This is a genomic window from Faecalibacterium sp. IP-1-18, from assembly GCF_023347355.1.
Lineage (GTDB): Bacteria > Bacillota > Clostridia > Oscillospirales > Ruminococcaceae > Faecalibacterium > Faecalibacterium prausnitzii.
Genome location: NZ_CP094472.1, coordinates 2,933,171 through 2,959,075, shown reverse-complemented (window position 1 = coordinate 2,959,075; position 25,905 = coordinate 2,933,171). Strand labels below are relative to the sequence as shown.

Annotated in this window: 16 protein-coding genes, 1 tRNA gene and 5 rRNA genes; 11 read left to right on the top strand and 11 right to left on the bottom strand. The window is 54.1% G+C overall.

Annotated features, from left to right (window positions below; all coding sequences use genetic code 11):
* The first annotated feature begins 172 nt into the window (after positions 1 to 172).
* From MTP43_RS14020 to MTP43_RS14000, 5 genes are all read left to right on the top strand, one after another.
* Positions 173 to 3,007, top strand: a 23S ribosomal RNA gene (locus MTP43_RS14020).
* 126 nt (positions 3,008 to 3,133) lie between these two features.
* Positions 3,134 to 3,250: ribosomal RNA gene (gene rrf, locus MTP43_RS14015) — 5S ribosomal RNA — on the top strand.
* 139 nt (positions 3,251 to 3,389) lie between these two features.
* Complete coding sequence (locus MTP43_RS14010) at positions 3,390 to 4,253, top strand: TraX family protein (protein WP_044960188.1); 864 nt, start codon at positions 3,390 to 3,392, stop codon at positions 4,251 to 4,253.
* A gap of 4 nt (positions 4,254 to 4,257) precedes the next feature.
* Positions 4,258 to 4,938 (top strand): response regulator transcription factor, encoded by a 681-nt coding sequence (locus MTP43_RS14005; RefSeq protein ID WP_044960186.1) that lies wholly within the window; start codon positions 4,258 to 4,260, stop codon positions 4,936 to 4,938.
* On the top strand, positions 4,920 to 5,870 hold the full coding sequence (locus MTP43_RS14000) for a histidine kinase dimerization/phospho-acceptor domain-containing protein (protein ID WP_005922784.1): 951 nt from the start codon (positions 4,920 to 4,922) through the stop codon (positions 5,868 to 5,870). The genes MTP43_RS14005 and MTP43_RS14000 overlap by 19 nt, the downstream gene beginning before the upstream one ends.
* A gap of 190 nt (positions 5,871 to 6,060) precedes the next feature.
* Here the strand turns inward: MTP43_RS14000 and MTP43_RS13995 are convergent, their stop codons facing one another.
* The 3 genes from MTP43_RS13995 to MTP43_RS13985 form a co-directional block, all read right to left on the bottom strand.
* The gene (locus MTP43_RS13995) at positions 6,061 to 6,996 is read right to left on the bottom strand and encodes an alpha/beta fold hydrolase (RefSeq protein WP_113621616.1); all 936 of its coding nucleotides are present in this window, start codon (positions 6,994 to 6,996) and stop codon (positions 6,061 to 6,063) included.
* A gap of 21 nt (positions 6,997 to 7,017) precedes the next feature.
* Entirely contained in the window at positions 7,018 to 7,269 is a 252-nt protein-coding gene (locus tag MTP43_RS13990; RefSeq protein ID WP_005922780.1) for an AbrB/MazE/SpoVT family DNA-binding domain-containing protein, read from the bottom strand.
* A 251-nt stretch (positions 7,270 to 7,520) separates the two neighbouring features.
* Positions 7,521 to 8,816: a cation:proton antiporter gene (locus MTP43_RS13985; RefSeq protein ID WP_249234919.1), complete on the bottom strand. Its 1,296-nt coding sequence runs from the start codon at positions 8,814 to 8,816 to the stop codon at positions 7,521 to 7,523.
* 102 nt (positions 8,817 to 8,918) lie between these two features.
* On the opposite strand from MTP43_RS13985, the gene MTP43_RS13980 reads away from it, so the two are divergent.
* Positions 8,919 to 9,122: a hypothetical protein gene (locus MTP43_RS13980; RefSeq protein ID WP_147232774.1), complete on the top strand. Its 204-nt coding sequence runs from the start codon at positions 8,919 to 8,921 to the stop codon at positions 9,120 to 9,122.
* A 9-nt stretch (positions 9,123 to 9,131) separates the two neighbouring features.
* Here the strand turns inward: MTP43_RS13980 and MTP43_RS13975 are convergent, their stop codons facing one another.
* The gene (locus tag MTP43_RS13975) at positions 9,132 to 10,160 is read right to left on the bottom strand and encodes a glycosyltransferase family 2 protein (RefSeq protein WP_113621614.1); all 1,029 of its coding nucleotides are present in this window, start codon (positions 10,158 to 10,160) and stop codon (positions 9,132 to 9,134) included.
* A gap of 249 nt (positions 10,161 to 10,409) precedes the next feature.
* Here MTP43_RS13975 and MTP43_RS13970 point away from each other — a divergent pair, with 249 nt between their 5' ends.
* Entirely contained in the window at positions 10,410 to 11,987 is a 1,578-nt protein-coding gene (locus tag MTP43_RS13970; protein ID WP_113621613.1) for a RecQ family ATP-dependent DNA helicase, read from the top strand.
* Positions 11,988 to 12,164: 177 nt separating this feature from the next.
* On the opposite strand, the gene nrdG is transcribed toward MTP43_RS13970, so the two are convergent.
* Both nrdG and nrdD read right to left on the bottom strand, forming a co-directional pair.
* A complete protein-coding gene (nrdG, locus tag MTP43_RS13965; RefSeq protein ID WP_015536516.1) occupies positions 12,165 to 12,722 on the bottom strand; it encodes an anaerobic ribonucleoside-triphosphate reductase activating protein in 558 nt (185 codons plus the stop codon).
* Between the two features lie 89 nt (positions 12,723 to 12,811).
* Positions 12,812 to 14,983: an anaerobic ribonucleoside-triphosphate reductase gene (gene nrdD, locus MTP43_RS13960; protein ID WP_015536517.1), complete on the bottom strand. Its 2,172-nt coding sequence runs from the start codon at positions 14,981 to 14,983 to the stop codon at positions 12,812 to 12,814.
* Positions 14,984 to 15,943: 960 nt separating this feature from the next.
* On the opposite strand from nrdD, the gene MTP43_RS13955 reads away from it, so the two are divergent.
* The 4 genes from MTP43_RS13955 to MTP43_RS13940 all read left to right on the top strand — a co-directional run bounded on the left by MTP43_RS13955 (position 15,944) and on the right by MTP43_RS13940 (position 20,917).
* A 16S ribosomal RNA gene (locus tag MTP43_RS13955) occupies positions 15,944 to 17,454 on the top strand.
* Positions 17,455 to 17,724: 270 nt separating this feature from the next.
* A 23S ribosomal RNA gene (locus MTP43_RS13950) occupies positions 17,725 to 20,559 on the top strand.
* Positions 20,560 to 20,685: 126 nt separating this feature from the next.
* Positions 20,686 to 20,802: ribosomal RNA gene (rrf, locus tag MTP43_RS13945) — 5S ribosomal RNA — on the top strand.
* Together the 16S, 23S and 5S rRNA genes with 1 tRNA gene alongside form the textbook arrangement of a ribosomal RNA operon.
* Before the next feature lie 39 nt (positions 20,803 to 20,841).
* Positions 20,842 to 20,917 (top strand) — tRNA-Lys (locus MTP43_RS13940).
* Between the two features lie 162 nt (positions 20,918 to 21,079).
* Here the strand turns inward: MTP43_RS13940 and MTP43_RS13935 are convergent.
* From MTP43_RS13935 to MTP43_RS13915, 5 genes are all read right to left on the bottom strand, one after another.
* Complete coding sequence (locus MTP43_RS13935; RefSeq protein WP_005922754.1) at positions 21,080 to 22,468, bottom strand: site-specific integrase; 1,389 nt, start codon at positions 22,466 to 22,468, stop codon at positions 21,080 to 21,082.
* 15 nt (positions 22,469 to 22,483) lie between these two features.
* On the bottom strand, positions 22,484 to 22,798 hold the full coding sequence (locus MTP43_RS13930; RefSeq protein WP_005922752.1) for a helix-turn-helix domain-containing protein: 315 nt from the start codon (positions 22,796 to 22,798) through the stop codon (positions 22,484 to 22,486).
* A 72-nt stretch (positions 22,799 to 22,870) separates the two neighbouring features.
* Positions 22,871 to 23,707: an ATP-binding protein gene (locus tag MTP43_RS13925; protein WP_113621676.1), complete on the bottom strand. Its 837-nt coding sequence runs from the start codon at positions 23,705 to 23,707 to the stop codon at positions 22,871 to 22,873.
* On the bottom strand, positions 23,704 to 24,435 hold the full coding sequence (locus tag MTP43_RS13920; RefSeq protein ID WP_005922747.1) for a replication initiator protein A: 732 nt from the start codon (positions 24,433 to 24,435) through the stop codon (positions 23,704 to 23,706). The genes MTP43_RS13925 and MTP43_RS13920 overlap by 4 nt, the downstream gene beginning before the upstream one ends.
* Positions 24,436 to 25,059: 624 nt before the next feature.
* Positions 25,060 to 25,395, bottom strand: coding sequence for a hypothetical protein (locus MTP43_RS13915; RefSeq protein ID WP_005922736.1), 336 nt, complete (start codon positions 25,393 to 25,395; stop codon positions 25,060 to 25,062).
* Positions 25,396 to 25,905: the final 510 nt, after the last annotated feature.

The following is a 25,905-nucleotide window of genomic DNA, read 5'->3' as shown; positions in this document are numbered from 1 at the left end:
TGAAAAGGACACTCAAAGACGTACCTTGAAAACTGAATAATAACTGCGAAACAAAGATTATAGTAAGTTCTTTTTTAAGAAATATTACAATTTCAAAAGGAAGGGTAACAATAATCTTCGTTGGCAAGAGAGAATCAAGAGGATACCAAATGTTCTTAAAGAACGTTTGAAAGGTCAAGCGAACAAGGGCGCAGGGCGAATGCCTTGGCACTGGGAGCCGATGAAAGACGTGATAAGCTGCGATAAGCTTCGGGGAGCTGCAAATAAGCATTGATCCGGAGATTTCTGAATGAGGAAACTCACCTGGGTTCATACTCAGGTACGTTATACTGAACTTAAAAATAGGTATATCGAGGGAACCGCCTGAACTGAAACATCTAAGTAGGGCGAGGAAGAGACATCAAACGAGATTCCGTAAGTAGTGGCGAGCGAACGCGGAAGAGGGCAAACCGGAAGTAGAAATACTTCCGGGGTACGGACTGCTTTTAGGACTTAATCTGTTAACCGAACGGCATGGGAAGGCCGGTCAGAGAGTGTGAGAACCACGTAGGTGAAAACGGAGAGAGCTGAGCGAGTTCCAGAGTACGGCCAGACACGTGAAACCTGGTCGGAATACGGGGGGACCACCCTCCAACCCTAAATACTACCCAGTGACCGATAGCGTATAGTACTGTGAAGGAAAGGTGAAAAGCACCCCGGGAGGGGAGTGAAAAAGAACCTGAAACCCTGTGCCTACAAGCACCTAGAGCACGTCAATGTGTGATAGGGTACTTTTTGTAGAACGGTCCGGCGAGCGATTGTATGCAGCAAGGTTAAGGACTTAAGGTCTGGAGCCGAAGCGAAAGCGAGTTTGAAAAGGGCGTTAAGTTGCATACAATGGGCCCGAAACCGGGTGACCTACCCATGGTCAGGTTGAAGTGGAAGTAAAATTCCATGGAGGACCGAACCGACCTCCGTTGAAAAGGCGGCGGATGAACTGTGGGTAGCGGAGAAATTCCAATCGAACCCGGAGATAGCTGGTTCTCCCCGAAATAGTTTTAGGACTAGCCTCAAGTTAGATACCTGGAGGTAAAGCACTGAATAGCCTAGCGGCCGAGAGGTTAGCGAAGCTTATCAAACTCAGAATGCCAGAGTATTGATGCTTGGGAGTCAGACAGTGTCAGATAAATGTCATTGTCAAAAGGGAAACAGCCCAGATCTACAGCTAAGGTCCCAAAGTCAGGTTAAGTGGAAAACGATGTGAAGATACGTAGACAACCAGGATGTTGGCTCAGAAGCAGCCACACATTCAAAGAGTGCGTAATAGCTCACTGGTCGAGCGTCTTTGCGCGGAGAATTTAACGGGGCTAAACCTGACACCGAAGCTTAGGCAATACAGCAATGTATTGGGTAGGGGAGCGTTGTATACGCGGTGAAACAGTAGCGCAAGCGGCTGTGGAGTGTATAGAAGTGAGAATGCCGGAATGAGTAGCGCGAATGCAGTGAGAATCTGCATGGCCGAAAGCCTCAGGTTTCTGGAGGAAGGTTCGTCCGCTCCAGGTTAGTCGGGAGCTAAGGTGAGGCCTAACGGCGTAGCCGATGCACAGACGGTAGAGATTCCGTCACCACCAAAAGAGTTAAGCACAGGGACACATTTGAAGTCTCGGAGCCGGGTGTTGGTTCCGGTAGCGATCGAGGGAAGTTAGTACCGAAGTCCGGGATGGAAGATGGCGAGAAAAGCTGTGTGTATTTCTGCGGTGCCCGTACCGCAAACCGACACAGGTAGGTAGGAAGAAGATTCTAAGGCCAACGGGAGAAGGGTTGTTAAGGAACTCGGCAAATTGACCCCGTAACTTCGGGAGAAGGGGTGCTCCAGAGATGGAGCCGCAGAGAATCGGCCCAAGCAACTGTTTACCAAAAACACAGGTTTGTGCTAAATCGAAAGATGACGTATACGAGCTGACGCCTGCCCGGTGCTGGAAGGTTAAGAGGAGATGTGCAAGCATTGAATCGAAGCCCCAGTGAACGGCGGCCGTAACTATAACGGTCCTAAGGTAGCGAAATTCCTTGTCAGGTAAGTTCTGACCCGCATGAAAGGCGTAATGATTTGGGCACTGTCTCGACAGCCCGCCCGGCGAAATTGTAGTACCGGTGAAGATGCCGGTTACCCGCGACAAGACGGAAAGACCCCATGGAGCTTTACTGTAGCCTAATATTGGGTTTCGATGTTGCATGCACAGGATAGATGGGACACAGGGAAACAAGTGCTTTGGCATTTGTGGAGTGGCCGTTGGGATACCATCCTTGCGATATTGGAATTCTAACCTGCGCCTTTGAATCAAGGCGGGGGACATTGTTAGGTGGGCAGTTTGACTGGGGCGGTCGCCTCCTAAAGAGTAACGGAGGCGTTCAAAGGTTCGCTCAGCTTGAACGGAAATCAAGCAAAAGAGTGCAAACGCAGAAGCGAGCCTAACTGCGAGACTGACGGGTCGAGCAGTAACGAAAGTTGGAGTTAGTGATCCGGTGGTATGTGAGTGGAAATGCCATCGCTCAACGGATAAAAGTTACCCTGGGGATAACAGGCTGATCTCCCCCAAGAGTCCACATCGACGGGGAGGTTTGGCACCTCGATGTCGGCTCATCGCATCCTGGGGCTGTATTCGGTCCCAAGGGTTTGGCTGTTCGCCAATTAAAGCGGTACGCGAGCTGGGTTCAGAACGTCGTGAGACAGTTCGGTCCCTATCTGTCGTGGGCGCAGGATATTTGATGGGAGCTGTTCCTAGTACGAGAGGACCGGAGCGGACGTACCTCTGGCGCACCAGTTGTTCTGCCAAGGGCATAGCTGGGCAACTATGTACGGATCGGATAAACGCTGAAAGCATCTAAGCGTGAAGCCGACCCAAAGATAAGATATCCCATTGTTTCAAACAAGTAAGACCCCTTGAAGACTACAAGGTTGATAGGCACGATGTGTAAGTGGAGTGATCCATTCAGCAAGCGTGTACTAATAGGTCGAGGGCTTGACCACAATTCGCTTGAGACTTTTAAGTCAACGAAAAAATGTTAGCAGTGATTATTCAGTTTTGAAGGCACGTCCTTCTAAGAAATACTGGACAGAAGCACAGAAATGTGTTATACTGATTCAGTCAAATCGGTCGGTGTCGATGACGGTAAGGTTCCACCTGTTCCCATTCCGAACACAGAAGTTAAGCTTACTTGTGCCGAAGATAGTTAGCTGGAAACGGCTTGTGAAAATAGGTAGTCGCCGACTTAATAAAGAGCTCTGAGATGAAAGTCTCAGGGCTTTTTTATTGCATTTCGGGGCAGAAAATAGTATCATAAAAGGCAGAACCTTATACTTTCTACAGATTTTCCTGTTACACTGGATGCACAAAGAAAGGAGAGTCTATATGGACAAATTAACGAAAAAAGGGCTGGACGGTACCCAGCTCAAGACCATTGCACTGGCGCTGATGGTGCTGGACCACATTCATTATTTCTTTGAATTCACCGGCTGCATCCCGACGGTGTTCAGTATGCTGGGGCGGCTCAGTGCGCCGCTGTTTCTGTTCTGCACGGTGGAGGGCTTTGCCCACACCCATGACCGCAAGCGGTATTTTATCCGCATCTGGGCTATCGGCACAGCTATGGCGGCGCTGGAATTCTTTATGATCTACGCCAAGGCCTTCCGGCGCGGGGATGACTTTTACCCGCTGAATGCTATTTTTCAGGATCTGATGCTGCTGTGCATCGTCTGGCAGGGCATCGACTGGCTGCGGGAGAAAAAATACGCAAAGGGCATTGGCGCTATTGCCGCCGTTCTGTGCTGGCCGTATGTGGTGGTAGTATTTCTGCTGCTTTTCCCCGGGGTACAGGAGATGCCCATCGCTTCGTCAGTCGTGGCCTTTGTCATCACCAGCCCGCTGCCCATGTGGACAGGCATCACGGACGGCAGCTGGAGTTTTCTGCTGGGCGGTGTGCTGCTGTATGCATTGCGCGGACGGCGCAAAGTGCAGCTGACAGTATGGGCACTGGTGATTTTCCTGTGTGACTTTGCGCTGACCTTTGGGATGGCTTGCCGACAGGAGGGTTTTGTCTGGACGCAGATGTTCACCGACTACTACGAGTGGTTCGAGGTGGCGGCGGTGTTGCTGATGCTGCTGTACAACGGGCAGCGCGGCAGCGGACACAAGCAGCTGTTCTACTGGTTCTACCCCGCCCATGTGTACCTGCTGTATGGGGCATCGTGCCTTGTTTATAACATGTTGAGGTGATTTTGTGGCAAACATTCTGGCAATGGATGACAATCTGGAGCTCTGCAAGCTGATCCGCACCACTTTGGAGCGGGACGGCCACCGGGTAGAAACGCGGCAGGCGGGCAGAGATCTGACCGAGGCGCTCTGCCGCTGGGCAGACTGCATCCTGCTGGACGTGATGATGCCCGGGGAGGACGGCTTTGCGGTCTGTCGGCGCATCCGCAGCCTGACTGAAGTCCCCATCCTGTTTCTGAGTGCCCGCACCGACGAGGCAGCTGTGCTGGAGGGGCTGGGCATCGGGGCAGACGACTTTTTGTCCAAGCCCTTCCGGGTGGCAGAGCTGCGGGCGCGGGTGGCGGCACATCTGCGGCGGCAGAGCCGCACCCCGGCGCACCGGATGGTGCGCAGCGGCGTGGCCTTTGACCTGACCGCCCGGAGCGCGGCGGTGGAGGGCACAGTGCTGCCCTTGACCCGCTCGGAGTATGCCATCTGCGAGTATCTGGCGCTGCACGCAGGGCAAACCTTTACCAAGGAGCAAATTTACGAAGCGGTTTTTGGTATTGACGGCACTGCGGACGACACTGCCGTGACACAGCACATCAAAAATATCCGGGCAAAGCTGCGGGCGGCGGGCGTGCCGGAGCCGGAAAAGCTGCTCAATACCGTATGGGGCGTGGGATACCGATGGAAAAGCGAAGACTGACCTCTCTGCGCAGCGTGCTGCTGCAATATCTGGTGCGCACGGCGCTGGCCTGCCTGCTGGTCGCGGTGGGGTGGCTGCTGGCGCTGATGCTGTGGATCCAGAACGGCGAGTTGTTTCTTCCCGCGAATCAAGCTGCACAGGCCTGTCAGAAAGCCGCACAGGACGTTTTACCGGGTATGACTGCTGCCACCTTTGACGAGACCCAACTGGACTCCTTGTGCCGCTACGCTCTGTTTGCCGCGCCGGACAGCAGCGAGGTGCTGGCCACCAACATGGATGCCGGGCACTTGCAGCGGGCAATGGAGAACCGGCAGGGGAAAACCCACTGGCATTTTGGCTACACGCAGTATTATATGACGTCAAAATTGCAGGACGGAACGGTTTGCCTGCTGCAATTTGACTATGCCGTGCCCTACGCCGACCCTGCGCTGCGGGGTGTGCTGCCGGATATGCAGACCGTGCACTGCATTCTGGGCATTCTGCTGTTGGTAGGCGCGGTGGTGTGGAGCACCCACAGGACCGGGCGCTTCCTGACCCGGGAGACCGAAAAGCTGACCGCCGCAGCACAGGCGGTGGCACGGAAGGATCTGGACAGCGCGGTGTTTTCCGGCGCGAAGGTGCGGGAATACGAGAGCACTTTACAGGCATTGCAGACCATGGGCGACGCCCTGACCGGCAGCCTGCAGAAGCAGTGGGCCATGGAGCAGCGGCAGCGGGAGCAGATCATTCAGCTGTCCCACAAGCTGAAAACGCCGCTGACCATCATCGAGGGCAACGCGGAACTGCTGGCAGAGGATGACGATTTGACCGCAGAGCAGAAAGCGCAGGTAGAGTCTATTTTGCAGGGCGCAGAGCAGACCCGCACCTATCTTGGCAAGATCCGCGCCGAGGTGCAGACCCCGCTGCGGTATAAACGAAATGCAGAACAATGACAAAATAAACGATTTATAGCTGATTTATCCTGACTGTAAAAAAGGCTTCCAAAACGCCCACAGGCGTTTTGGAAGCCAAATAAAAAATCTTTATTCCGCTGAGAATATCCAGAGCGAAGCGGAGGACATTTCTAATCGTCTTACGCGAAAGGGCTGCTGCACAAAACGTGCAGCAGCCCTTTGTTTGTATTTACTGTTTTGCCAGCTGTTTGTCCAGCCATGCGGCGATGTCCGCGAAGACCTCCTGCTTGTTGGTCTCCAGCAGCAGCTCGTGGCGGGCACCGGGGTAGAAGATGCTTTCAATGTTCTGCACACCGGCGTCCTTCAGGCTCTGGATGGCGCGGCGCACGCCCTTGCCCTGCTCGCCCACCGGGTCGGCATCGCCGGAGAGGAAGAGCAGCGGCAGCTCCTTGGGCATCCGTGCCAGAAAAGCCGGGTCGTGCAGGCGCAGGATGCCGCTGAACATACTATAATAGGCGTTCAGCGTAAAGGTAAAGGTGCAGCGCTCCTCCGCCAGATACTTGTCCACCTCGGCCTGGTCGCGGTTGAGCCAGTCGTGGGTGGTGCGGCCCTCCAGCCCCTTATTGTAGCCCATAAAGGAAAGGTTGGCCACAAGGTTGCTGCGGTAGTGCCAGCCATGGAAGGCGGCCAGCACCCGGCAAAGGGTCTTGGCAACCTTGACCAGCGCCTTGGGCTGGAAACCTGTGCCCATAATGATGGCACCGTTCAGCTCCCGGCCATACTCGCACAAATACTGCCGGGCGTAGAACGAGCCCATGCTGTGCCCCAGCAAAAAGTAGGGCAGGTTTGGGTACAGCTCCTTGGTAAGCACGGTTACGGCGTGCAGGTCGGCCAGTACGGCGCGGTTGCCGTCCGGCTCGGCAAAATAGCCGTAGTCCTCCTTGGTGCGGATGGATGCACCGTGCCCCAGATGGTCGTGGCCGGTGACCAGAATACCCCGGTCGGCCAGATATTCTGCCAAGGGGCGGTAGCGGTCGATATACTCTACCATGCCGTGAGACAGCTGCAGCACCGCCCGCACCTGCCCCTCCGGGACGCAGCGAAAGCCGTGCAGGGTGCGCCCCGGCACGGTGGAGGGAAGGGTAAAGTCGATGAACCGGCTCATGGAAAGAGCCCCCTTTCTGCGTTACAGTGCGCTGAGCTTGCGGCGGCAGGCGCTGCAGATGCAGTAGCCGCCGAACTGGATGGCCTGCTCGTCCACCTCGCCGCAGAAATCGCAGCTGCCGGCGGGGCGGTGCTTTTTCAGGACGATGGCGTCCCCATCCACAAAGATCTCCAATTTGGTGTCGGTGTCGAGGTGCATACTAGTGCGCAGCTCCTTCGGCAGAACGATCCGTCCCAGCGAGTCAATGCCGCGAACGATGCCAGTGCTTTTCATAATGTGTCATTCTCCTTCACTATTCCTTATTCCTTTTTAGCAACCACTGACACAATAGGAAAATTGTGCCAGCGCTGATAAGCTCAGTATACAAAAAATAACACCATTCGTCAATGATTGCGTGCTGATTCGACAAAAAAAGACCTTTTGCACATAAAGGTGGGGGAGATTCTCTCCGTGAAAAAAGGGGTTCTGAAAAGCCTGCAGGCTTTTCAGAACCCCTAAATTACAAATAATTCTTTCTCGCCGTCTCAGCTCAGCTCCACAGGGGCTTCGGGCTGGTTCTCCACGCGGGCGCTGGTGCGTCCCTCGGGACGAATCTCTCCGGCGGCGACCAGCGAGATCTTGGTCAGAGTGGGGCCTACCAGCTCGTACACCAGCACCGAGAACAGCACCACGTTGCGCACCATGTGGCCGTCCGACAGCTCGGCGGCGGTGGCCGCCATGCCCAGCGCTACACCGGCCTGCGGCAGCAGGGTGATGCCCAGATATTTCTGAATAGCCGGGCTGCAGCTGGTGGCGCGGCAGCTCAGGTAAGAACCGCTGATCTTACCGGCAGAGCGCGCCACAATGTATACCACGCCGATGAGCAGCACCATGGGGTTGGTGAGGATGGTCAGGTCCAGCTCTGCGCCGGACAGCACGAAGAACAGGATGTTGATGGGGGACACCCAGCGGTCCAGACGGTCCATCAGCTCATCCGAGGTGGGGCAGACGTTGCAGAACACGGTGCCGGTCATCATGCACACCAGCAGCAGCGAGAAGCCGCAGCGGGTGCCGTTGATCTCGAACTTGGTCATGGACAGCCCCACGGTCAGCAGCACAAAGGCCACCGACAGGCTCATGCGCTTGGAGCGGGAGTGGAAGTAGACCTCCAGCAGGTTCAGCAGGTAACCGGCGGCAGCGCCCAGCGCCAGCGAGAGCGCGATCTCCAGCAGCGGCTCCAGCACCACGCTCACAGGGTCGATGCGGCCCTGCTCCAGCGCATTTGCCACGTCGTAGGAGGCCGAGAACAGCACCAGACCCACGGCATCGTCAATGGCGACCACCATCAGCAGGAGCTTGGTCAAAGGGCCGTCGGCCTTGTACTGCTTGACCACCATCAGGGTAGCGGCAGGGGCGGTAGCGGCGGCGATGGAGCCCAGCGTGATGGCAGAGGCCAGCGAGATGACGTCCGGGCGGGCAAAGTGCAGGGCAACAAGGGCGATATCCACCAGCGCGGTGGTGATCACCGCCTGCGCAACGCCCACGGTCACGGCGCGGCGTCCCATGTGCTTCAGGGCGCTGAGCCGGAACTCGTTGCCGATGACGAAGGCGATAAAGCCCAGCGCCACCTGTGTGAGGATGCCGTAGCCCTCCACGGCAGCAAGGCTGCCAAAGCCAAAGCCGAAACGGCTCAATCCCAGCCGACCCAGAAAGAAGGGCCCCATCAGCAGACCGGTAAGCAGGTAAGCGGTGACGGCGGGCAGACGCACGGCCTTGGCAGCGCGTGACATGAGCAGGCCGGCGATCAGGGCAAGGGACAGACAGATCAACATTTGTTCCATAATGTGGTTTGTATTGGGTGTGCAGCCAAAGGCCGCAGCACTCGGTTCCTCCTTGTCAAAAAAGTATCGAACTCCCGTGTGAAATCCAGCGCGGGGGTCAAAATGGGAAAACGTATCCAGTATACCGGAACAACGGAGGAAAAGCAACCATCCCGCGCGTTTCATACATCTTTTGAGACGAAAAGACAGAAACAGAACGAGAAAGGACGGAATACAAGCAGTTCGGCTGCCGTTTCCCTTTACGACCCCAGCCGTGAAAAAGGGATAGCGGAGCGCCCGCAGGCGTTCCGCTATCCCGAAATATAAAATATGCTCTTAGTTGAACTTGAAGATCTTGCGCAGCTGGCGGTAGGTGGCTACGACCACCTTGTCACCGCCGGGGAAGTGCAGGTCGGTCAGGCCGCCAAGGTTCACGCGCACGGCGCGGTAGACACCGGGGGTAACGTGATCCTTGAGGTACTGCCACAGCTCGGCCTTTTTGGCGTGTGCCTCGGCGCTGCCGTCCAGCAGCAGAAAGATGTCGCTGACCGCCATCATGACGGACAGGTAGTGCACCATGTAGGCGCGCAGACGCTTCTGGTCCTTCAGCGCGTCCAGATCCTGACAGTCGATCATGTGCCTGGTGACCCGCAGCTGCTGGTCCACGCGGCCGACCATCACGCTCTCGTTCACGCTCTGGTCTGCTCGACCGATGAAGTAGCGGTACAGATCCAGATCCATATAGTACATGCTCTTGACATAGGGCAGGGGCTGGTACACAAAGATGTTGTCCACATAGAAGGTGTGCTTGGGCAGCACCATGCCGCACTCACGCAGCACCTCGGTGCGGTACATGACCGAGTGCATCAGCAGGTTCTGATCCGGGCGGAAGCGCCGGACGTGCACCCAGTCGAACAGGCGGTTCTGCGGGAACACGTTGGTGTAGCGCACGGTATGGCTGGTGCCGTCCTCCACATGCTCGTACACATAGTTGCAGATCATCAGATCCGGCGCGGTGCCGCGGGCTACCAGCGTGGTCAGGCGCTCCAGCACCTTTTTCAGGGCGTCGGTGTCCAGCCAGTCGTCGCTGTCCACTACCTTGTAGTACAGGCCGGTGGCGTTGCGGATGCCCTGATTGACGCCTTCGCCGTGGCCGCCGTTCTCCTGATGGATGGCCTTGACGATGGTGGGGTACTTTGCGGCGTACTCGTCGCAGATGGCGGGGGTGTCATCCTTGACGGAACCATCGTCCACCAGAATGATCTCGGCCTGCTCGCCTGCGGTCAGCAGCGTTTCGATGCAGTGACGCATATAGGCTGCGGAATTGTAGCAGGGCACGGCAAAGGTGATAAGTTTCTGCTGCATATTATAAATGCTCCTTTTTACGTTGCATGGTCCATGCCGGGCAGTCTGCGGGGTGGCATGGAGATATGTGTTCTCATTATAGCATTTTCGCGCCTGAAAAGCTATCCTTCCCGGGCAGAAAGAGCGCTTATCGCACACTTTTGCGCAAAGTGACGCTTTTTTCTGCCAAAAGTATCAGTTTTGTGGTATACTGATAAGGTTTTGAGCGTTCTGCGCGTCAGTGCACCTATATATATAACGGAGGAAACCATGGAAAACCCGCACAGTATCCTGAAAAAAGTTTTCGGCTACGACAGCTTCCGCCCCGGGCAGGAGCAGATCGTCAGCCGCCTGCTGGCCGGACAGGATGTGCTGGCGGTCATGCCCACCGGCGCGGGCAAATCCATCTGCTATCAGGTGCCGGCGCTGCTTTTGCCGGGCATCACCATCGTGGTGTCCCCGCTGGTCAGCCTGATGAAGGATCAGGTGGGGGCGCTGGTGCAGGCGGGCGTGGCGGCGGCTTTTCTGAACAACAGCCTGACCGACAACCAGAAGGCGCTGATGCTGCATCGCGCCCGGGAGGGCTGGTATAAGATCATCTATGTAGCACCGGAGCGGCTGGAGATGCCGGGCTTCCAGCGGTTCGCGCAGGAGCGGCAGATCAGCATGGTCACGGTGGACGAGGCGCACTGCATCAGCCAGTGGGGACAGGATTTCCGCCCCAGCTATCTGCGCATCAAGGCGTTTGTGGACAGCCTGCCCAGCCGACCGGTCATGGGCGCGTTCACCGCCACCGCCACCGCCCATGTGCGGGAGGATATCCGCACCCATCTGGCGCTGCAAGCGCCCTACGAGGTGACTACCAGCTTCGACCGCCCCAACCTGTACTTTGAGACCCGGCGGGCACTGCCCAGCCAGAAGCCAAAAGAGCTGCTGGAACTGGTGCTCAAAGAGGGCAATCATGCGGGCATCGTGTATTGCAGCACCACCCGGCAGGTGGACGAGACGGTGCAGCTGCTGCAGAGCCGCAGCATCCGGGCGGCAGCCTACCACGCCAAGCTGGATGCGGACACCCGGCGGCAGAATCAGGACGATTTCCTCTATGACCGTGTGCAGGTGATGGTGGCCACCAATGCCTTTGGCATGGGCATCGACAAGCCCAACGTGCGGTTCGTCATCCATTATAATATGCCTAAGGACTTGGAAAGCTATTATCAGGAGGCCGGACGCGCCGGGCGCGACGGTCAGCCCGCCCGGTGTACCCTGCTGTATTCCGGCACGGATGTGCGCACCATCCGCTTTTTCATCGACAAGGAGCGGGAGGCGGACAATGGTCTGCCCGCGGATGTAAAGGCCGAAGCCGCCCGCAAGGCAGAGGAGCGGCTCAAGTACATGACCTTCTACTCCACCACCCAGCACTGTCTGCGCGGCTTTCTGCTGCAATACTTCGGAGAAGCCGCGCCCAAAAAGTGCGGCAACTGCTCCTGCTGCCTTGCCGCCGAGCAGGAAGCCCAGCTGCAGGTGGAGTACGCCCGCCGCCGTGCCGCCCAGAGCGCCGACCGGCTGGAAAAGCCCCGCCGCGCAAAGCCCGCCGCAGCGGGCAGCCTGAGCGAGGCGGACGAAAAGCTGCTCAACGCCCTGTATGCGGTGCGCAAGCGCCTTGCGGGCAAGCAGAACCTGCCCGCCTTTATGGTGTTTAACGATGCCACCCTGCGGGAGATGGCAGAGAAAAAGCCTATGAGCATCGACGAGCTGCTGAACATCAGCGGCGTGGGCGAAAAGAAGGCCGCCCGCTACGGCAACGCTTTTCTGCGCGTCATCGAGGACGCCGTGGGCAGCCGGGAGTGAGAAAAGAAAGAAGCCGCTGCACAGTCTGTGCAGCGGCTTCTTTTAGTGCGGGACGATTTCGAATGGCCTCCGCGTTGCTTTGGCCATATTCAGCGGAAGAATTATTTTTAATAGAGCGTTTGTCGCGGCCTGCGGGCCGCGACAAACGCATTTTCACGAGAAGGAGTTCAGCACCGCTTACCGTTCCATGGTATGGGTGGCGAATACCTTTTCGTCCTCCCACCACACGGGCTGCCCGGCGGCAAGGGACTTGGGTACGTCCAGCAGGCGCTGGTTGCGGCTGCCGCGGAAGCGCAGGGAGATGTCGTGCTCGGCCTGCACGAATCTGCCGTCCACCAGCACATCCAGCAGTGCCAGCAGCTCGTCGGTCACCTCACACCGCGCGGGGCTGGGCTCTGCGCCGGTAAGCTGCTCCCACGTGTAGCCGGAGTAGCACCACACCGTCTTGGCGGGGTACAGAGCCTTGAAGTTGCGCACAAAGGGCAGCAGCTCCCGCTGGTTCTCTGGTTCAAAGGGTTCGCCGCCCAGCAGGGAGAGCCCGGCGATATAGTCCGGCTGACAGGAGGCGAATACCTCGTTGCGCACGGTTTTATCAAAGGGCTGACCGTAGTCAAAATCCCATGCCACGGCGTTGAAGCAGCCCGGGCAGTGGTGGCGGCAGCCGGACACAAAAACGCTGGTGCGCACCCCGGGGCCGTTGGCGATATCGTAATATTTGATGTTTGCGTAGTTCATGCTCATGTTCCTGTCGTTTGCTGAAAAGATATTTGGAGCGGCCGAAAGGCCGCTCCAAATATCAAATCAAAAATAAAATTTAGCTGTTGTTACAGATGCAGCACGCGATCCTTGATCTCCTGCGTGCGGCCCTGGTTCCAGAACTGGGTGCCGATATAACCGCAGGTGCGGCGGGCGACGTTCAGCTTGTTCTGGTCGCGGTTGCCGCACTTGGGGCACTCCCACACCAGCTTGCCGTCGTCCTCCACAATCTTGATCTCGCCATCGTAGCCGCACACCTGACAGTAGTCGGACTTGGTGTTCAACTCGGCGTACATGATGTTGTCGTAGATGAACTGCAGCACGCTTATGACGGCTTCCAGATTGTCCTGCATGTTGGGCACTTCCACATAGCTGATGGCACCGCCCGGGGACAGGCGCTGGAAGTCGGCCTCGAATTTCAGCTTGGTAAAGGCGTCGATGGGCTCGGAGACATGGACGTGGTAGCTGTTGGTGATATAGTTCTTGTCCGTGATGCCTTTCACGATGCCAAAGCGCTTTTGCAGGCACTTGGCAAACTTGTAGGTGGTGGATTCCAGCGGGGTGCCGTAGAGGGAGTAGTCCATGTTCTCGGCCTTCTTCCACGCGTTGCACTTGTCGTTCATGTGCTGCATCACGCTCAGGGCAAAGGGCTTGGCACCGGCATCGGTGTGGCTCTTGCCGGTCATATACTTCACACACTCGTACAGGCCGGCATAGCCCAGACTGATGGTGGAGTAGCCGCCGAACAGCAGCTTGTCGATCTTTTCGCCCTTCTTCAGGCGTGCCAGCGCGCCGTACTGCCACAGGATGGGAGCAGCGTCGCTGGGGGTGCCCAGCAGCCGCTTATGGCGTGCCTGCAAAGCCCGGTGGCACAGATCCAGACGCTCGTCAAAGATCTTCCAGAACTTTTCAAAGTTGCCGCCGGAGCTCAGGGCAACGTCCACCAGATTGATGGTGACCACGCCCTGATTGAAGCGGCCATAGTACTTGGGCTTGCCGGTCTCGGGGTCCACATAGGGGGTCAGGAAGCTGCGGCAGCCCATGCAGGTGTAGCAGTGGCCCTCGCCGTTCTTGTCCACCTTGAGTTCCAGCATCTTCTTTTCCGAGATATAGTCCGGCACCATGCGCTTAGCGGTGCACTTGGCGGCCAGCTCGGTCAGGTAGTAGTAGGGAGTGCCTGGGCGGATGTTGTCCTCTTCCAGCACATAGATCAGCTTGGGGAAGGCGGGGGTGATCCATACACCGGCCTCGTTCTTCACGCCCTGATAGCGCTGGCGGATGGTCTCCTCGATAATGATGGCAAGGTCGGCCTTTTCCTGCGGGTTGCGGGCCTCGCCCAGATACATGAACACGGTAATAAAGGGTGCCTGACCGTTGGTGGTCATCAGGGTGACCACCTGATACTGGATGGTCTGCACGCCGCGGTTGATCTCGTTGCGCAGACGGCGCTCCACGATCTCCTTCTTGCGCTCGGCAGAGACGTCCAGACCTTCCATCTCCAGCTCTACCTCAGCGGCGATCTTCTTGCGGGAGACGTCCACAAAGGGAGCCAGATGGGTCAGGCTGATGCTCTGGCCGCCGTACTGGTTGGAGGCCACCTGTGCAATGATCTGGGTGGCAATGTTGCAGGCAGTGGAGAAGCTGTGCGGCTTCTCGATATAGGTGCCGGAGATGACGGTGCCGTTCTGCAGCATATCCTCCAGATTCACCAGATCGCAGTTGTGCATGTGCTGGGCAAAGTAGTCGGAATCGTGGAAGTGGATCAGACCCTCCTGATGTGCCTTTACGATCTCCGGGTCCAGCAGCAGACGGGCGGTCAGATCCTTGGAGATCTCGCCGGCCATATAGTCGCGCTGTACACTGTTGACGGTGGGGTTCTTGTTGGCGTTCTCCTGCTTGACCTCTTCGTTCTGGCACTCGATCAGGCTCAGAATACGCTCGTCGGTGGTGTTGGTCTGACGCTTCAGGCTCTGGACGTAGCGGTAGGTGATATAGTGCCGTGCCACATCGTGCGCCTGAATGTCCATCAGCTGGTTCTCCACCAGATCCTGCACCTCTTCCACGCTGACTGCGCGGTTAAGCTGCTGGCACTGGTCGGTAACGGCTGCGGCGATCTGGGTGATCTGCTCCCGGCTCAGGCGAGCCTGACCGCCCACGGAATCGCTGGCTTTGGTAACGGCGGTGATGATCTTGGTAATATCAAAAGGAACTTCTGCACCGTTTCGTTTGATGATCTTCATCGGTTCTCCTCCTTCTATATAGGCGCATTGTGAACGGGTACCTCTTACCATAAGAGATACCCGTCTGCGCACAACGATATCCAACAAACTGAATGTAGCTCTATTTTATCATTATCTAGTGGCAAGTCAAGCAAAATACCACTATATTTTGCGTTTTGTAGCAATCGCCAAAAATCGTGGATATTTTTCGGGACAAAATTTTGCACGGAAACTCTTGACAGAGCGACTTGCTTTCCGGCGAGTAATATCAGCCGCCGTCTATACCCGGTTGGGATTTGCTCTGCCTATATAATGTAATAATATAAGGCTGAACCCTCTCAGGCGCTGCGCGCCAGCTCCCCCGAAAGGGGGAGCTTTTGTGCATCTTCCGATCAGCGCCAATAAAGCTCCCCCCGAGAGGACAGATTTCCCCCGGCCGGGGGAAAATGTCACCGCAGGTGACAAAAGGGGGAATCTGGCATCGCGCAGCGATGCCTGAGAGGGTTCGTTGCGGTTGGAGTTTTGCCCCCACCCCCCACCGCAAAGAAATTGGAAAAAAGATGTCAAAAAGTGTTGACAAGATTGCCGGGGTGTGGTATTATACTTGAGCGCCAAGCGCTGAGACAAAAGAATGACTTCTGAAGCCTCAGCAGGAAGCCCTTGAAAAGAACCAATAGACGCTGAAAAACACCAGTTGACACTGAGATGTACGAAGCGCTCCAAGTTCAGAAAAGTTCAAAAGCTTCTCAAAAAAGTGCTTGACAAAAAACCGCTTCTGTGGTAAAATAATCAAGTCGTCAGCCGCAAGGCTGCGGCGCACAGGACCTTGAAAATTGAACAATATCGAAAGAACTTGTAACGGAACCTATTTTCGTGTTGGAAAAACACGGTAAACAATTCCAAACAAAGTAATTCACACAGGACGCAAGCGATTGCGTGCTGAGCGAAACAAGATTTAACACTTTTAAGTGATAAATATCATTTATAAAGAGTTTGATCCTGGCTCAGGACGAACGCTGGCGGCGCGCCTAACACATGCAAGTCGAACGAGCGAGAGAGAGCTTGCTTTCTCAAGCGAGTGGCGAACGGGTGAGTAACGCGTGAGGAACCTGCCTCAAAGAGGGGGACAACAGTTGGAAACGACTGCTAATACCGCATAAGCCCACGACCCGGCATCGGGTAGAGGGAAAAGGAGCAATCCGCTTTGAGATGGCCTCGCGTCCGATTAGCTAGTTGGTGAGGTAATGGCCCACCAAGGCGACGATCGGTAGCCGGACTGAGAGGTTGAACGGCCACATTGGGACTGAGACACGGCCCAGACTCCTACGGGAGGCAGCAGTGGGGAATATTGCACAATGGGGGAAACCCTGATGCAGCGACGCCGCGTGGAGGAAGAAGGTCTTCGGATTGTAAACTCCTGTTGTTGAGGAAGATAATGACGGTACTCAACAAGGAAGTGACGGCTAACTACGTGCCAGCAGCCGCGGTAAAACGTAGGTCACAAGCGTTGTCCGGAATTACTGGGTGTAAAGGGAGCGCAGGCGGGAAGACAAGTTGGAAGTGAAATCCATGGGCTCAACCCATGAACTGCTTTCAAAACTGTTTTTCTTGAGTAGTGCAGAGGTAGGCGGAATTCCCGGTGTAGCGGTGGAATGCGTAGATATCGGGAGGAACACCAGTGGCGAAGGCGGCCTACTGGGCACCAACTGACGCTGAGGCTCGAAAGTGTGGGTAGCAAACAGGATTAGATACCCTGGTAGTCCACACTGTAAACGATGATTACTAGGTGTTGGAGGATTGACCCCTTCAGTGCCGCAGTTAACACAATAAGTAATCCACCTGGGGAGTACGACCGCAAGGTTGAAACTCAAAGGAATTGACGGGGGCCCGCACAAGCAGTGGAGTATGTGGTTTAATTCGACGCAACGCGAAGAACCTTACCAAGTCTTGACATCCTGCGACGGACATAGAAATATGTTTTTCCTTCGGGACGCAGAGACAGGTGGTGCATGGTTGTCGTCAGCTCGTGTCGTGAGATGTTGGGTTAAGTCCCGCAACGAGCGCAACCCTTATGGTCAGTTACTACGCAAGAGGACTCTGGCCAGACTGCCGTTGACAAAACGGAGGAAGGTGGGGATGACGTCAAATCATCATGCCCTTTATGACTTGGGCTACACACGTACTACAATGGCGTTAAACAAAGAGAAGCAAGACCGCGAGGTGGAGCAAAACTCAGAAACAACGTCCCAGTTCGGACTGCAGGCTGCAACTCGCCTGCACGAAGTCGGAATTGCTAGTAATCGCAGATCAGCATGCTGCGGTGAATACGTTCCCGGGCCTTGTACACACCGCCCGTCACACCATGAGAGCCGGGGGGACCCGAAGTCGGTAGTCTAACCGCAAGGAGGACGCCGCCGAAGGTAAAACTGGTGATTGGGGTGAAGTCGTAACAAGGTAGCCGTAGGAGAACCTGCGGCTGGATCACCTCCTTTCTAAGGAGTCAGGCAATGACAGAGCATCTAAGATGGTCGGTCATTGGAACAGGTGACAAGTTAAAGTTTAAGTAGATATTGTTCGATTTTGAGGGCCCTGAAAAGGACACTCAAAGACGTACCTTGAAAACTGAATAATAACTGCGAAACAAAGATTATAGTAAGTTCTTTTTTAAGAAATATTACAATTTCAAAAGGAAGGGTAACAATAATCTTCGTTGGCAAGAGAGAATCAAGAGGATACCAAATGTTCTTAAAGAACGTTTGAAAGGTCAAGCGAACAAGGGCGCAGGGCGAATGCCTTGGCACTGGGAGCCGATGAAAGACGTGATAAGCTGCGATAAGCTTCGGGGAGCTGCAAATAAGCATTGATCCGGAGATTTCTGAATGAGGAAACTCACCTGGGTTCATACTCAGGTACGTTATACTGAACTTAAAAATAGGTATATCGAGGGAACCGCCTGAACTGAAACATCTAAGTAGGGCGAGGAAGAGACATCAAACGAGATTCCGTAAGTAGTGGCGAGCGAACGCGGAAGAGGGCAAACCGGAAGTAGAAATACTTCCGGGGTACGGACTGCTTTTAGGACTTAATCTGTTAACCGAACGGCATGGGAAGGCCGGTCAGAGAGTGTGAGAACCACGTAGGTGAAAACGGAGAGAGCTGAGCGAGTTCCAGAGTACGGCCAGACACGTGAAACCTGGTCGGAATACGGGGGGACCACCCTCCAACCCTAAATACTACCCAGTGACCGATAGCGTATAGTACTGTGAAGGAAAGGTGAAAAGCACCCCGGGAGGGGAGTGAAAAAGAACCTGAAACCCTGTGCCTACAAGCACCTAGAGCACGTCAATGTGTGATAGGGTACTTTTTGTAGAACGGTCCGGCGAGCGATTGTATGCAGCAAGGTTAAGGACTTAAGGTCTGGAGCCGAAGCGAAAGCGAGTTTGAAAAGGGCGTTAAGTTGCATACAATGGGCCCGAAACCGGGTGACCTACCCATGGTCAGGTTGAAGTGGAAGTAAAATTCCATGGAGGACCGAACCGACCTCCGTTGAAAAGGCGGCGGATGAACTGTGGGTAGCGGAGAAATTCCAATCGAACCCGGAGATAGCTGGTTCTCCCCGAAATAGTTTTAGGACTAGCCTCAAGTTAGATACCTGGAGGTAAAGCACTGAATAGCCTAGCGGCCGAGAGGTTAGCGAAGCTTATCAAACTCAGAATGCCAGAGTATTGATGCTTGGGAGTCAGACAGTGTCAGATAAATGTCATTGTCAAAAGGGAAACAGCCCAGATCTACAGCTAAGGTCCCAAAGTCAGGTTAAGTGGAAAACGATGTGAAGATACGTAGACAACCAGGATGTTGGCTCAGAAGCAGCCACACATTCAAAGAGTGCGTAATAGCTCACTGGTCGAGCGTCTTTGCGCGGAGAATTTAACGGGGCTAAACCTGACACCGAAGCTTAGGCAATACAGCAATGTATTGGGTAGGGGAGCGTTGTATACGCGGTGAAACAGTAGCGCAAGCGGCTGTGGAGTGTATAGAAGTGAGAATGCCGGAATGAGTAGCGCGAATGCAGTGAGAATCTGCATGGCCGAAAGCCTCAGGTTTCTGGAGGAAGGTTCGTCCGCTCCAGGTTAGTCGGGAGCTAAGGTGAGGCCTAACGGCGTAGCCGATGCACAGACGGTAGAGATTCCGTCACCACCAAAAGAGTTAAGCACAGGGACACATTTGAAGTCTCGGAGCCGGGTGTTGGTTCCGGTAGCGATCGAGGGAAGTTAGTACCGAAGTCCGGGATGGAAGATGGCGAGAAAAGCTGTGTGTATTTCTGCGGTGCCCGTACCGCAAACCGACACAGGTAGGTAGGAAGAAGATTCTAAGGCCAACGGGAGAAGGGTTGTTAAGGAACTCGGCAAATTGACCCCGTAACTTCGGGAGAAGGGGTGCTCCAGAGATGGAGCCGCAGAGAATCGGCCCAAGCAACTGTTTACCAAAAACACAGGTTTGTGCTAAATCGAAAGATGACGTATACGAGCTGACGCCTGCCCGGTGCTGGAAGGTTAAGAGGAGATGTGCAAGCATTGAATCGAAGCCCCAGTGAACGGCGGCCGTAACTATAACGGTCCTAAGGTAGCGAAATTCCTTGTCAGGTAAGTTCTGACCCGCATGAAAGGCGTAATGATTTGGGCACTGTCTCGACAGCCCGCCCGGCGAAATTGTAGTACCGGTGAAGATGCCGGTTACCCGCGACAAGACGGAAAGACCCCATGGAGCTTTACTGTAGCCTAATATTGGGTTTCGATGTTGCATGCACAGGATAGATGGGACACAGGGAAACAAGTGCTTTGGCATTTGTGGAGTGGCCGTTGGGATACCATCCTTGCGATATTGGAATTCTAACCTGCGCCTTTGAATCAAGGCGGGGGACATTGTTAGGTGGGCAGTTTGACTGGGGCGGTCGCCTCCTAAAGAGTAACGGAGGCGTTCAAAGGTTCGCTCAGCTTGAACGGAAATCAAGCAAAAGAGTGCAAACGCAGAAGCGAGCCTAACTGCGAGACTGACGGGTCGAGCAGTAACGAAAGTTGGAGTTAGTGATCCGGTGGTATGTGAGTGGAAATGCCATCGCTCAACGGATAAAAGTTACCCTGGGGATAACAGGCTGATCTCCCCCAAGAGTCCACATCGACGGGGAGGTTTGGCACCTCGATGTCGGCTCATCGCATCCTGGGGCTGTATTCGGTCCCAAGGGTTTGGCTGTTCGCCAATTAAAGCGGTACGCGAGCTGGGTTCAGAACGTCGTGAGACAGTTCGGTCCCTATCTGTCGTGGGCGCAGGATATTTGATGGGAGCTGTTCCTAGTACGAGAGGACCGGAGCGGACGTACCTCTGGCGCACCAGTTGTTCTGCCAAGGGCATAGCTGGGCAACTATGTACGGATCGGATAAACGCTGAAAGCATCTAAGCGTGAAGCCGACCCAAAGATAAGATATCCCATTGTTTCAAACAAGTAAGACCCCTTGAAGACTACAAGGTTGATAGGCACGATGTGTAAGTGGAGTGATCCATTCAGCAAGCGTGTACTAATAGGTCGAGGGCTTGACCACAATTCGCTTGAGACTTTTAAGTCAACGAAAAAATGTTAGCAGTGATTATTCAGTTTTGAAGGCACGTCCTTCTAAGAAATACTGGACAGAAGCACAGAAATATGTTATACTGATTCAGTCAAATCGGTCGGTGTCGATGACGGTAAGGTTCCACCTGTTCCCATTCCGAACACAGAAGTTAAGCTTACTTGTGCCGAAGATAGTTAGCTGGAAACGGCTTGTGAAAATAGGTAGTCGCCGACTTTTGATTATCAGAATGAAGAAACCGCATTCTGATAATATGCACCTCTAGCTCAGTTGGTAGAGCAACTGACTCTTAATCAGTGGGCCCAGGGTTCGAGTCCCTGGAGGTGCACCAGATATTGAACGTCAAATCGTAAGATTTGGCGTTCTTTTTTGTTATGTAACCCCGAAAAATCGGGGCTTGCACGGTCAATGCACGGTTTTTGCACGGTTGGCGTTTTCATAGGAATCCTCTGCATGGGCTGGAATTGCTTTGAAATGCGTAGTAAATTTTGCATCAGGTCAGCAGAGCCAGACGGAGCTGGGCCTTTACTTCGGGGTCTGCATTCTTCAGCAGTTCCAGCAGAGCGGTCATGGAGATGGTCGGTTCGCCTGCGGCGGGTACAGCCTGCGGGCTGGGGCTTTCCTGTTTAGCATAGAACCCTTCCTCAAATTTCCTGCCCAGTTCTACACGAGAGGACTGCTGGATATGAGCGTAGGTGTTCACCAGCATATCCGCCGTGGCGTGCCCTGTGGTGCCCTGAACGGCTTTCACATCGCCGCCGGAGATCATCAGCTGATAGGTGGCACTGGAATGCCGCAAACCGTGAAAGACAATGCGGGGGAACTCCGGGTGGGCATCCTGCCACTTGAGGAACTTTTTGCGAATGAGCACCGGCTCCACCGCCAGACCGTTGGGCAGACGGAACAGCATCCCACTGTCATGGTAGCGTGTCGGGTCTTTTCTCTCATCTGTCGCCAGCTGATTCAGCCACTTCTTCAATTCTTCTTTTAGTGCAGAGGTCATGAAGATGGTGCGGCAGGAGGATGCGGTTTTGGTGCTTTTCAGGATGAGGGAAGTGGTGCTGCGTTCCAACTTATCCGGGAATACCTTGATGATGCAGCCATCGTCTACCTGATTCAGGGCTTCTTTTCGCACCCGCTGCATGGACTTGTTGATACGGAAGGTTCCAATGCCATCCGCAGCGTCAAAATCAAGATCCTCCGGGGTCAGACCTACGATCTCGCCCTCTCGCAGTGTGCCCACCAGCGTGAGGTGGACTGCCAGATGCAGGATGGGGTCCTCCATGCTGTCCAGTGCCGCTCGCATTTCCTCAACTGTCCAGATGGTGCGTTCCTGTGTGGATTTCTTGGGGCTGTCCACGGGAACAGGGCTTTTGACAAGGATGCCCCACTCTACGGCATACTGGAAGGCTGTACCCAGCAGCCGATGAACCTCGTGGATGGTGGTGCCGGAAAGAAACCGCTGCTTCTGCTTTTCAGTCAATTTCTGTTTCTTGCCCTCAATATACGAACCGCAGGGCGTTTTGCTCAGGGTCGTGTAGAGGTTTTCCATGTGATAGGCCTTGAGCTTCTGCATCTCCATGCTGCCGATATAGGGGATAATCAGGTTCTGGATGGTGGAAAGGTTGGATTCGTAGGTCTTGGGAGCCCACTTGTGTTTGCTGCACTGCTTGGGCAGCCAGTCCATCAGGAACTCTGCCACCGTCACCGAGGACGGGATCAGGAAGGTTCCCGTTGCCAGCTCGTGTTCGATTTGTTTCTTTCGGTTCGTTGCCTCCTCTTTGGTGGGAAAGCTCTCCCATTTGTCGCAGCTCTTGCCGTGTTCATCTTCGTAGGTGTAGCGGACGCTGTAAGAGTTGCCACGCTTCGTAATATATGCCATACTGTTGCCTCCTTATCAAGCTGCCCGGTTGAGCCACGCATCGAAGCTGTCTTTCGGGACACGGATGCTTCCGCCTACCCGCAGGACGCGGAATTCGGTGGTGCGGTTGCACAGGTTGTAAGCAGAGCGCAGGCTGATGGCCAGCATTCGTGCGATTTCTTCCACCGTGTACACCAGCTTCGTGGTTGCCGGGCTGTCAGTCGGAGACTTGACGGCATTGGTTTGAGTGACCACCTCCATTGTAGTCGTAGTTGAGTCCTTTTGCAAGAACTTATTCGTATAATTTTCGGATTTCACAGTTTCGGTCATGTCAGGCCGATTCATATTCATAGGCAGACCTCCAATTCCTTGTAGCCGGGTGACTATTGCACCCGGCAATTTTGGCTTTCCGATGTTATCGGTTTATCCGATCAAAAGTTTCACGCGTTCCAGCTTTTCCTGCGCTGTTTCTTGGCGGAAACTCATGCCGATGCAGGAAATCGGAACGCACATTTCCAGCAGGCGGTCATAGATGCGGGCATGGGCGGTATCCTGTGGGTGGCGTATCTCGTCCAGTGTCAGGTTGGTGGTGACGATCAGAGGCTTCTGGCTGCGGTATCGGCTGTCTACGATGTTGTAGATTTGCTCCAGTGCGTATTCGGTGCCACGTTCCATGCCGAAATCGTCAATGATGAGCAGAGGGTAGCGACAGAGATTGTCCACAACATCGTTCCGCCCGGAAAAGCTGCTGTTCAACTCGTTCAGGATTCGGGCGAAGTTTGTCATACGCACAGGCACTTCCTGCTCCATCAGAGCGTTTGCAATGCACCCGGCAAGGAAACTTTTGCCGGTGCCTACACCGCCCCAGAGGAGCAGTCCTAGGTTCTCTGCGCGCATGGTCTGCCATTGTTCCACATAGTGATGTGCATGGTGCATCTGCGGGCTGCGGCCATTGTCGTTTTCAAAGGTCCAGTCTAGCATTGCTGGGTCTAAAAATCCTTCTGCTTTCAGTCGCCGCACAAGGTCGAGGTGTTTTTGCTGGTTGATAAGGGCTTCCTGCTTTTCTCTTTCCATGCGCTGACAGCAGCATTCGACTGGGTGCTTATTCTTGCCCATCAGGACAATGCCCTTTGCAAAAAATGCTTCTTTAGGGGTGTAACATTTTCCGCAGTAAAGCAGACCGTCCTCGCCATAATAATCTTCGATATTTTCGGGAATACTAGATAGGGGCTGTTCCAAAATTTTTTCGATCGTCTTTATAGGCTTTCTCCTTTCTTGAATGTGTAGTCCGGAATACCCGGTGTTTGCTTCTGTTCTAACTTTTGCCGTTTCGCCCAGATGCACAGGGTAGCGGCATGATCAGAGTACTTTTTGCCGGTAGACTGGATATAAGCCGAAAGCTGTTCGACCAGGCTGTCCAGCCCGGAAAAGTCAGTCTGGAGCTGCTTGTACTCTTTTTCTGTCAGAAAGACATTGCGATATTCTCCGAAGGTTAAAGGGGCATCTGTTGTTTTTATCAGGTGGTTATCTTTCAGGTTGCTCTTATTACGTTGGTTAGGTGTGCATTTTTGCGCAATCATACTGCTCGTTTCTGCACAGTCATCCTCGGCATTTTTGCATACTGCGATGGTGCAATTTTGCGTAGTATGCGGAACCTTGAGCAGAATACGGCTGGGCTTGGAAAATCCACTGCGGATACGTTCCATGAGTTGTGCGTTTTCCAGTTCGGAGAAAGCGCGTGTTACACTGGAAATGCAGCACCCTAAATCTTTTGCCAGATGGGAAAGCGGATAGATCACATAAATGTGCCCCTGTGTATCGATCCAGTTGTTCTTTTGAGAAAGCGTTGCCCGATCCAGCAGCAGAGTGTAGAGCAGCTTCGCTGTGTGGCTTAGGTCTGTGTCCAGCAAAAAGCGGGCATAGGGCAGATATTGCGGCAAGGGCGTAGTGACAGTCAGGTAGTCGGAAATAGAATTCACCTCCAGCATTTTATATCAAAAAATGGCGCAAAGGTCTGCAACTCCTGCTCCGAAAAAGTTGACAGGCAAAGATTTGCGAATTTCTGCCCGCAGCTCGCTCGGCTTTTTCAGAGGGCCATTTTGACCCACTGATTCCGTTACGGGTAAAATCAAGTGCCGGGTGGCGGCACCTGATTTTCAGCCAACCTTGAAGTGTTACAGGTGGAATCAGGTTGTCATCTTGGCAACCTGATTTGCAACGACATTGCAGCGTTACAGGCAGAATCAAGTGGTCATTTTGACCACTTGATTTTTACGGAGTAGGAGTGACGTGCTACAGATAAAGCCGAAGTTATCAAAATGATAACTCCGGTGGCTCTGCCACGGATGCAATCAAGTTATCATTTTGATAACTTGATTTTGATACGGCTACAACCAAGTTCCCGAAGTGGGAACTTGATTCGGCAGGAGTTGCAAATCAAGTTACGGAAAGCGTAACCTGATTTCAGATGACAGCCCAAATCCCCACTTTGGGGATTTGGGAGTGAGCAATTTAAGCATTACGGTTTTTTGGCACTTCCCAGAATGGGAAGTGCCACTTTACTGAACAAAAGCGAGCGTAGATAAGGAACTTGACAAACTTCATCAAGCTCCTCAAAGAGAAGCGTGAGCCGTTACTTTACGCTTGCGGTAGTCTTTCTGCCGACAGGCGTTGCTGCAATATCTGGCATCCGCCCGAATCGGCAAGAACTGCTCACCACAGCAAGGGCAGGTGTAGGCTCCGCGCTCAATGCGCTTTTTAAGACTTTTTCGCAAGTTCAGCATCCGGTGACCGCAGGTCTGGAAGCTGCAATATTTGCGGTTCCGGGTCTGGGTGTAGATGACCTTGCGGCAGCATTCACACTGGATTCTGTGCACACTGGGGTCACCGTCAATGAAATATTCCATCAGGGTGTCCTGATTTTCACGTTCCCATTGTTCTGTTGTCATAGGCATCCTCCTTTGGCTGTTACAGGTGTGTGGTGGATAATGAAAAGCATTATTTGCCCCAAATGTTACGGGTATATGGTGGTTATCAAAATGGTAACCACCACTTTCACACAATAAAGCGTTACGATTGTCTGGTTGGTGATCAAAATGATCACCAACTAAAATCTGTGCGTTATGGCTGGGTGGTAAGTGGACAATTTGTCTATTTACCACTTCCAAGTGGTGAGTTACGGTTTTCGTAACCCACCACAGAGTGACCGTGTTACGGTAATTTGGTAAGTACTGAAAAGCAGCACTTACCAGATTTCACCGTGGCTTGACAAAATGTCAAGTCGAGGTTAAGCGTAACATGGATAGAATCAATGTGTTCAATTTGAACACATTGAACGAGCTGTAACGTAGAAGATGTTTCTGGTGAATGACGCTTTGTGTCATTCACCACATCAACTGGCCATTTTGACCAGTTGATATTGGGTGTGCCGTTCTCCCTGCATGGATTTCCTGCCCCCT

Excerpts from the sequence above, each read along its gene's own strand:
- MTP43_RS14000 (WP_005922784.1), top strand. The coding sequence starts at position 4,920 with ATGGAAAAGCGAAGACTGACCTCTCTGCGCAGCGTGCTGCTGCAATAT.
- MTP43_RS13915 (WP_005922736.1), bottom strand. The coding sequence starts at position 25,395 with ATGACAACAGAACAATGGGAACGTGAAAATCAGGACACCCTGATGGAA.
- MTP43_RS13930 (WP_005922752.1), bottom strand. The coding sequence starts at position 22,798 with ATGAATATGAATCGGCCTGACATGACCGAAACTGTGAAATCCGAAAAT.
- MTP43_RS14010 (WP_044960188.1), top strand. The coding sequence starts at position 3,390 with ATGGACAAATTAACGAAAAAAGGGCTGGACGGTACCCAGCTCAAGACC.
- MTP43_RS13995 (WP_113621616.1), bottom strand. The coding sequence starts at position 6,996 with ATGAGCCGGTTCATCGACTTTACCCTTCCCTCCACCGTGCCGGGGCGC.
- nrdD (WP_015536517.1), bottom strand. The coding sequence starts at position 14,983 with ATGAAGATCATCAAACGAAACGGTGCAGAAGTTCCTTTTGATATTACC.
- MTP43_RS13990 (WP_005922780.1), bottom strand. The coding sequence starts at position 7,269 with ATGAAAAGCACTGGCATCGTTCGCGGCATTGACTCGCTGGGACGGATC.
- MTP43_RS13935 (WP_005922754.1), bottom strand. The coding sequence starts at position 22,468 with ATGGCATATATTACGAAGCGTGGCAACTCTTACAGCGTCCGCTACACC.
- MTP43_RS13920 (WP_005922747.1), bottom strand. The coding sequence starts at position 24,435 with ATGCTGGAGGTGAATTCTATTTCCGACTACCTGACTGTCACTACGCCC.
- MTP43_RS13970 (WP_113621613.1), top strand. The coding sequence starts at position 10,410 with ATGGAAAACCCGCACAGTATCCTGAAAAAAGTTTTCGGCTACGACAGC.
- MTP43_RS13980 (WP_147232774.1), top strand. The coding sequence starts at position 8,919 with ATGGGAAAACGTATCCAGTATACCGGAACAACGGAGGAAAAGCAACCA.
- MTP43_RS13985 (WP_249234919.1), bottom strand. The coding sequence starts at position 8,816 with ATGGAACAAATGTTGATCTGTCTGTCCCTTGCCCTGATCGCCGGCCTG.
- MTP43_RS13975 (WP_113621614.1), bottom strand. The coding sequence starts at position 10,160 with ATGCAGCAGAAACTTATCACCTTTGCCGTGCCCTGCTACAATTCCGCA.
- nrdG (WP_015536516.1), bottom strand. The coding sequence starts at position 12,722 with ATGAACTACGCAAACATCAAATATTACGATATCGCCAACGGCCCCGGG.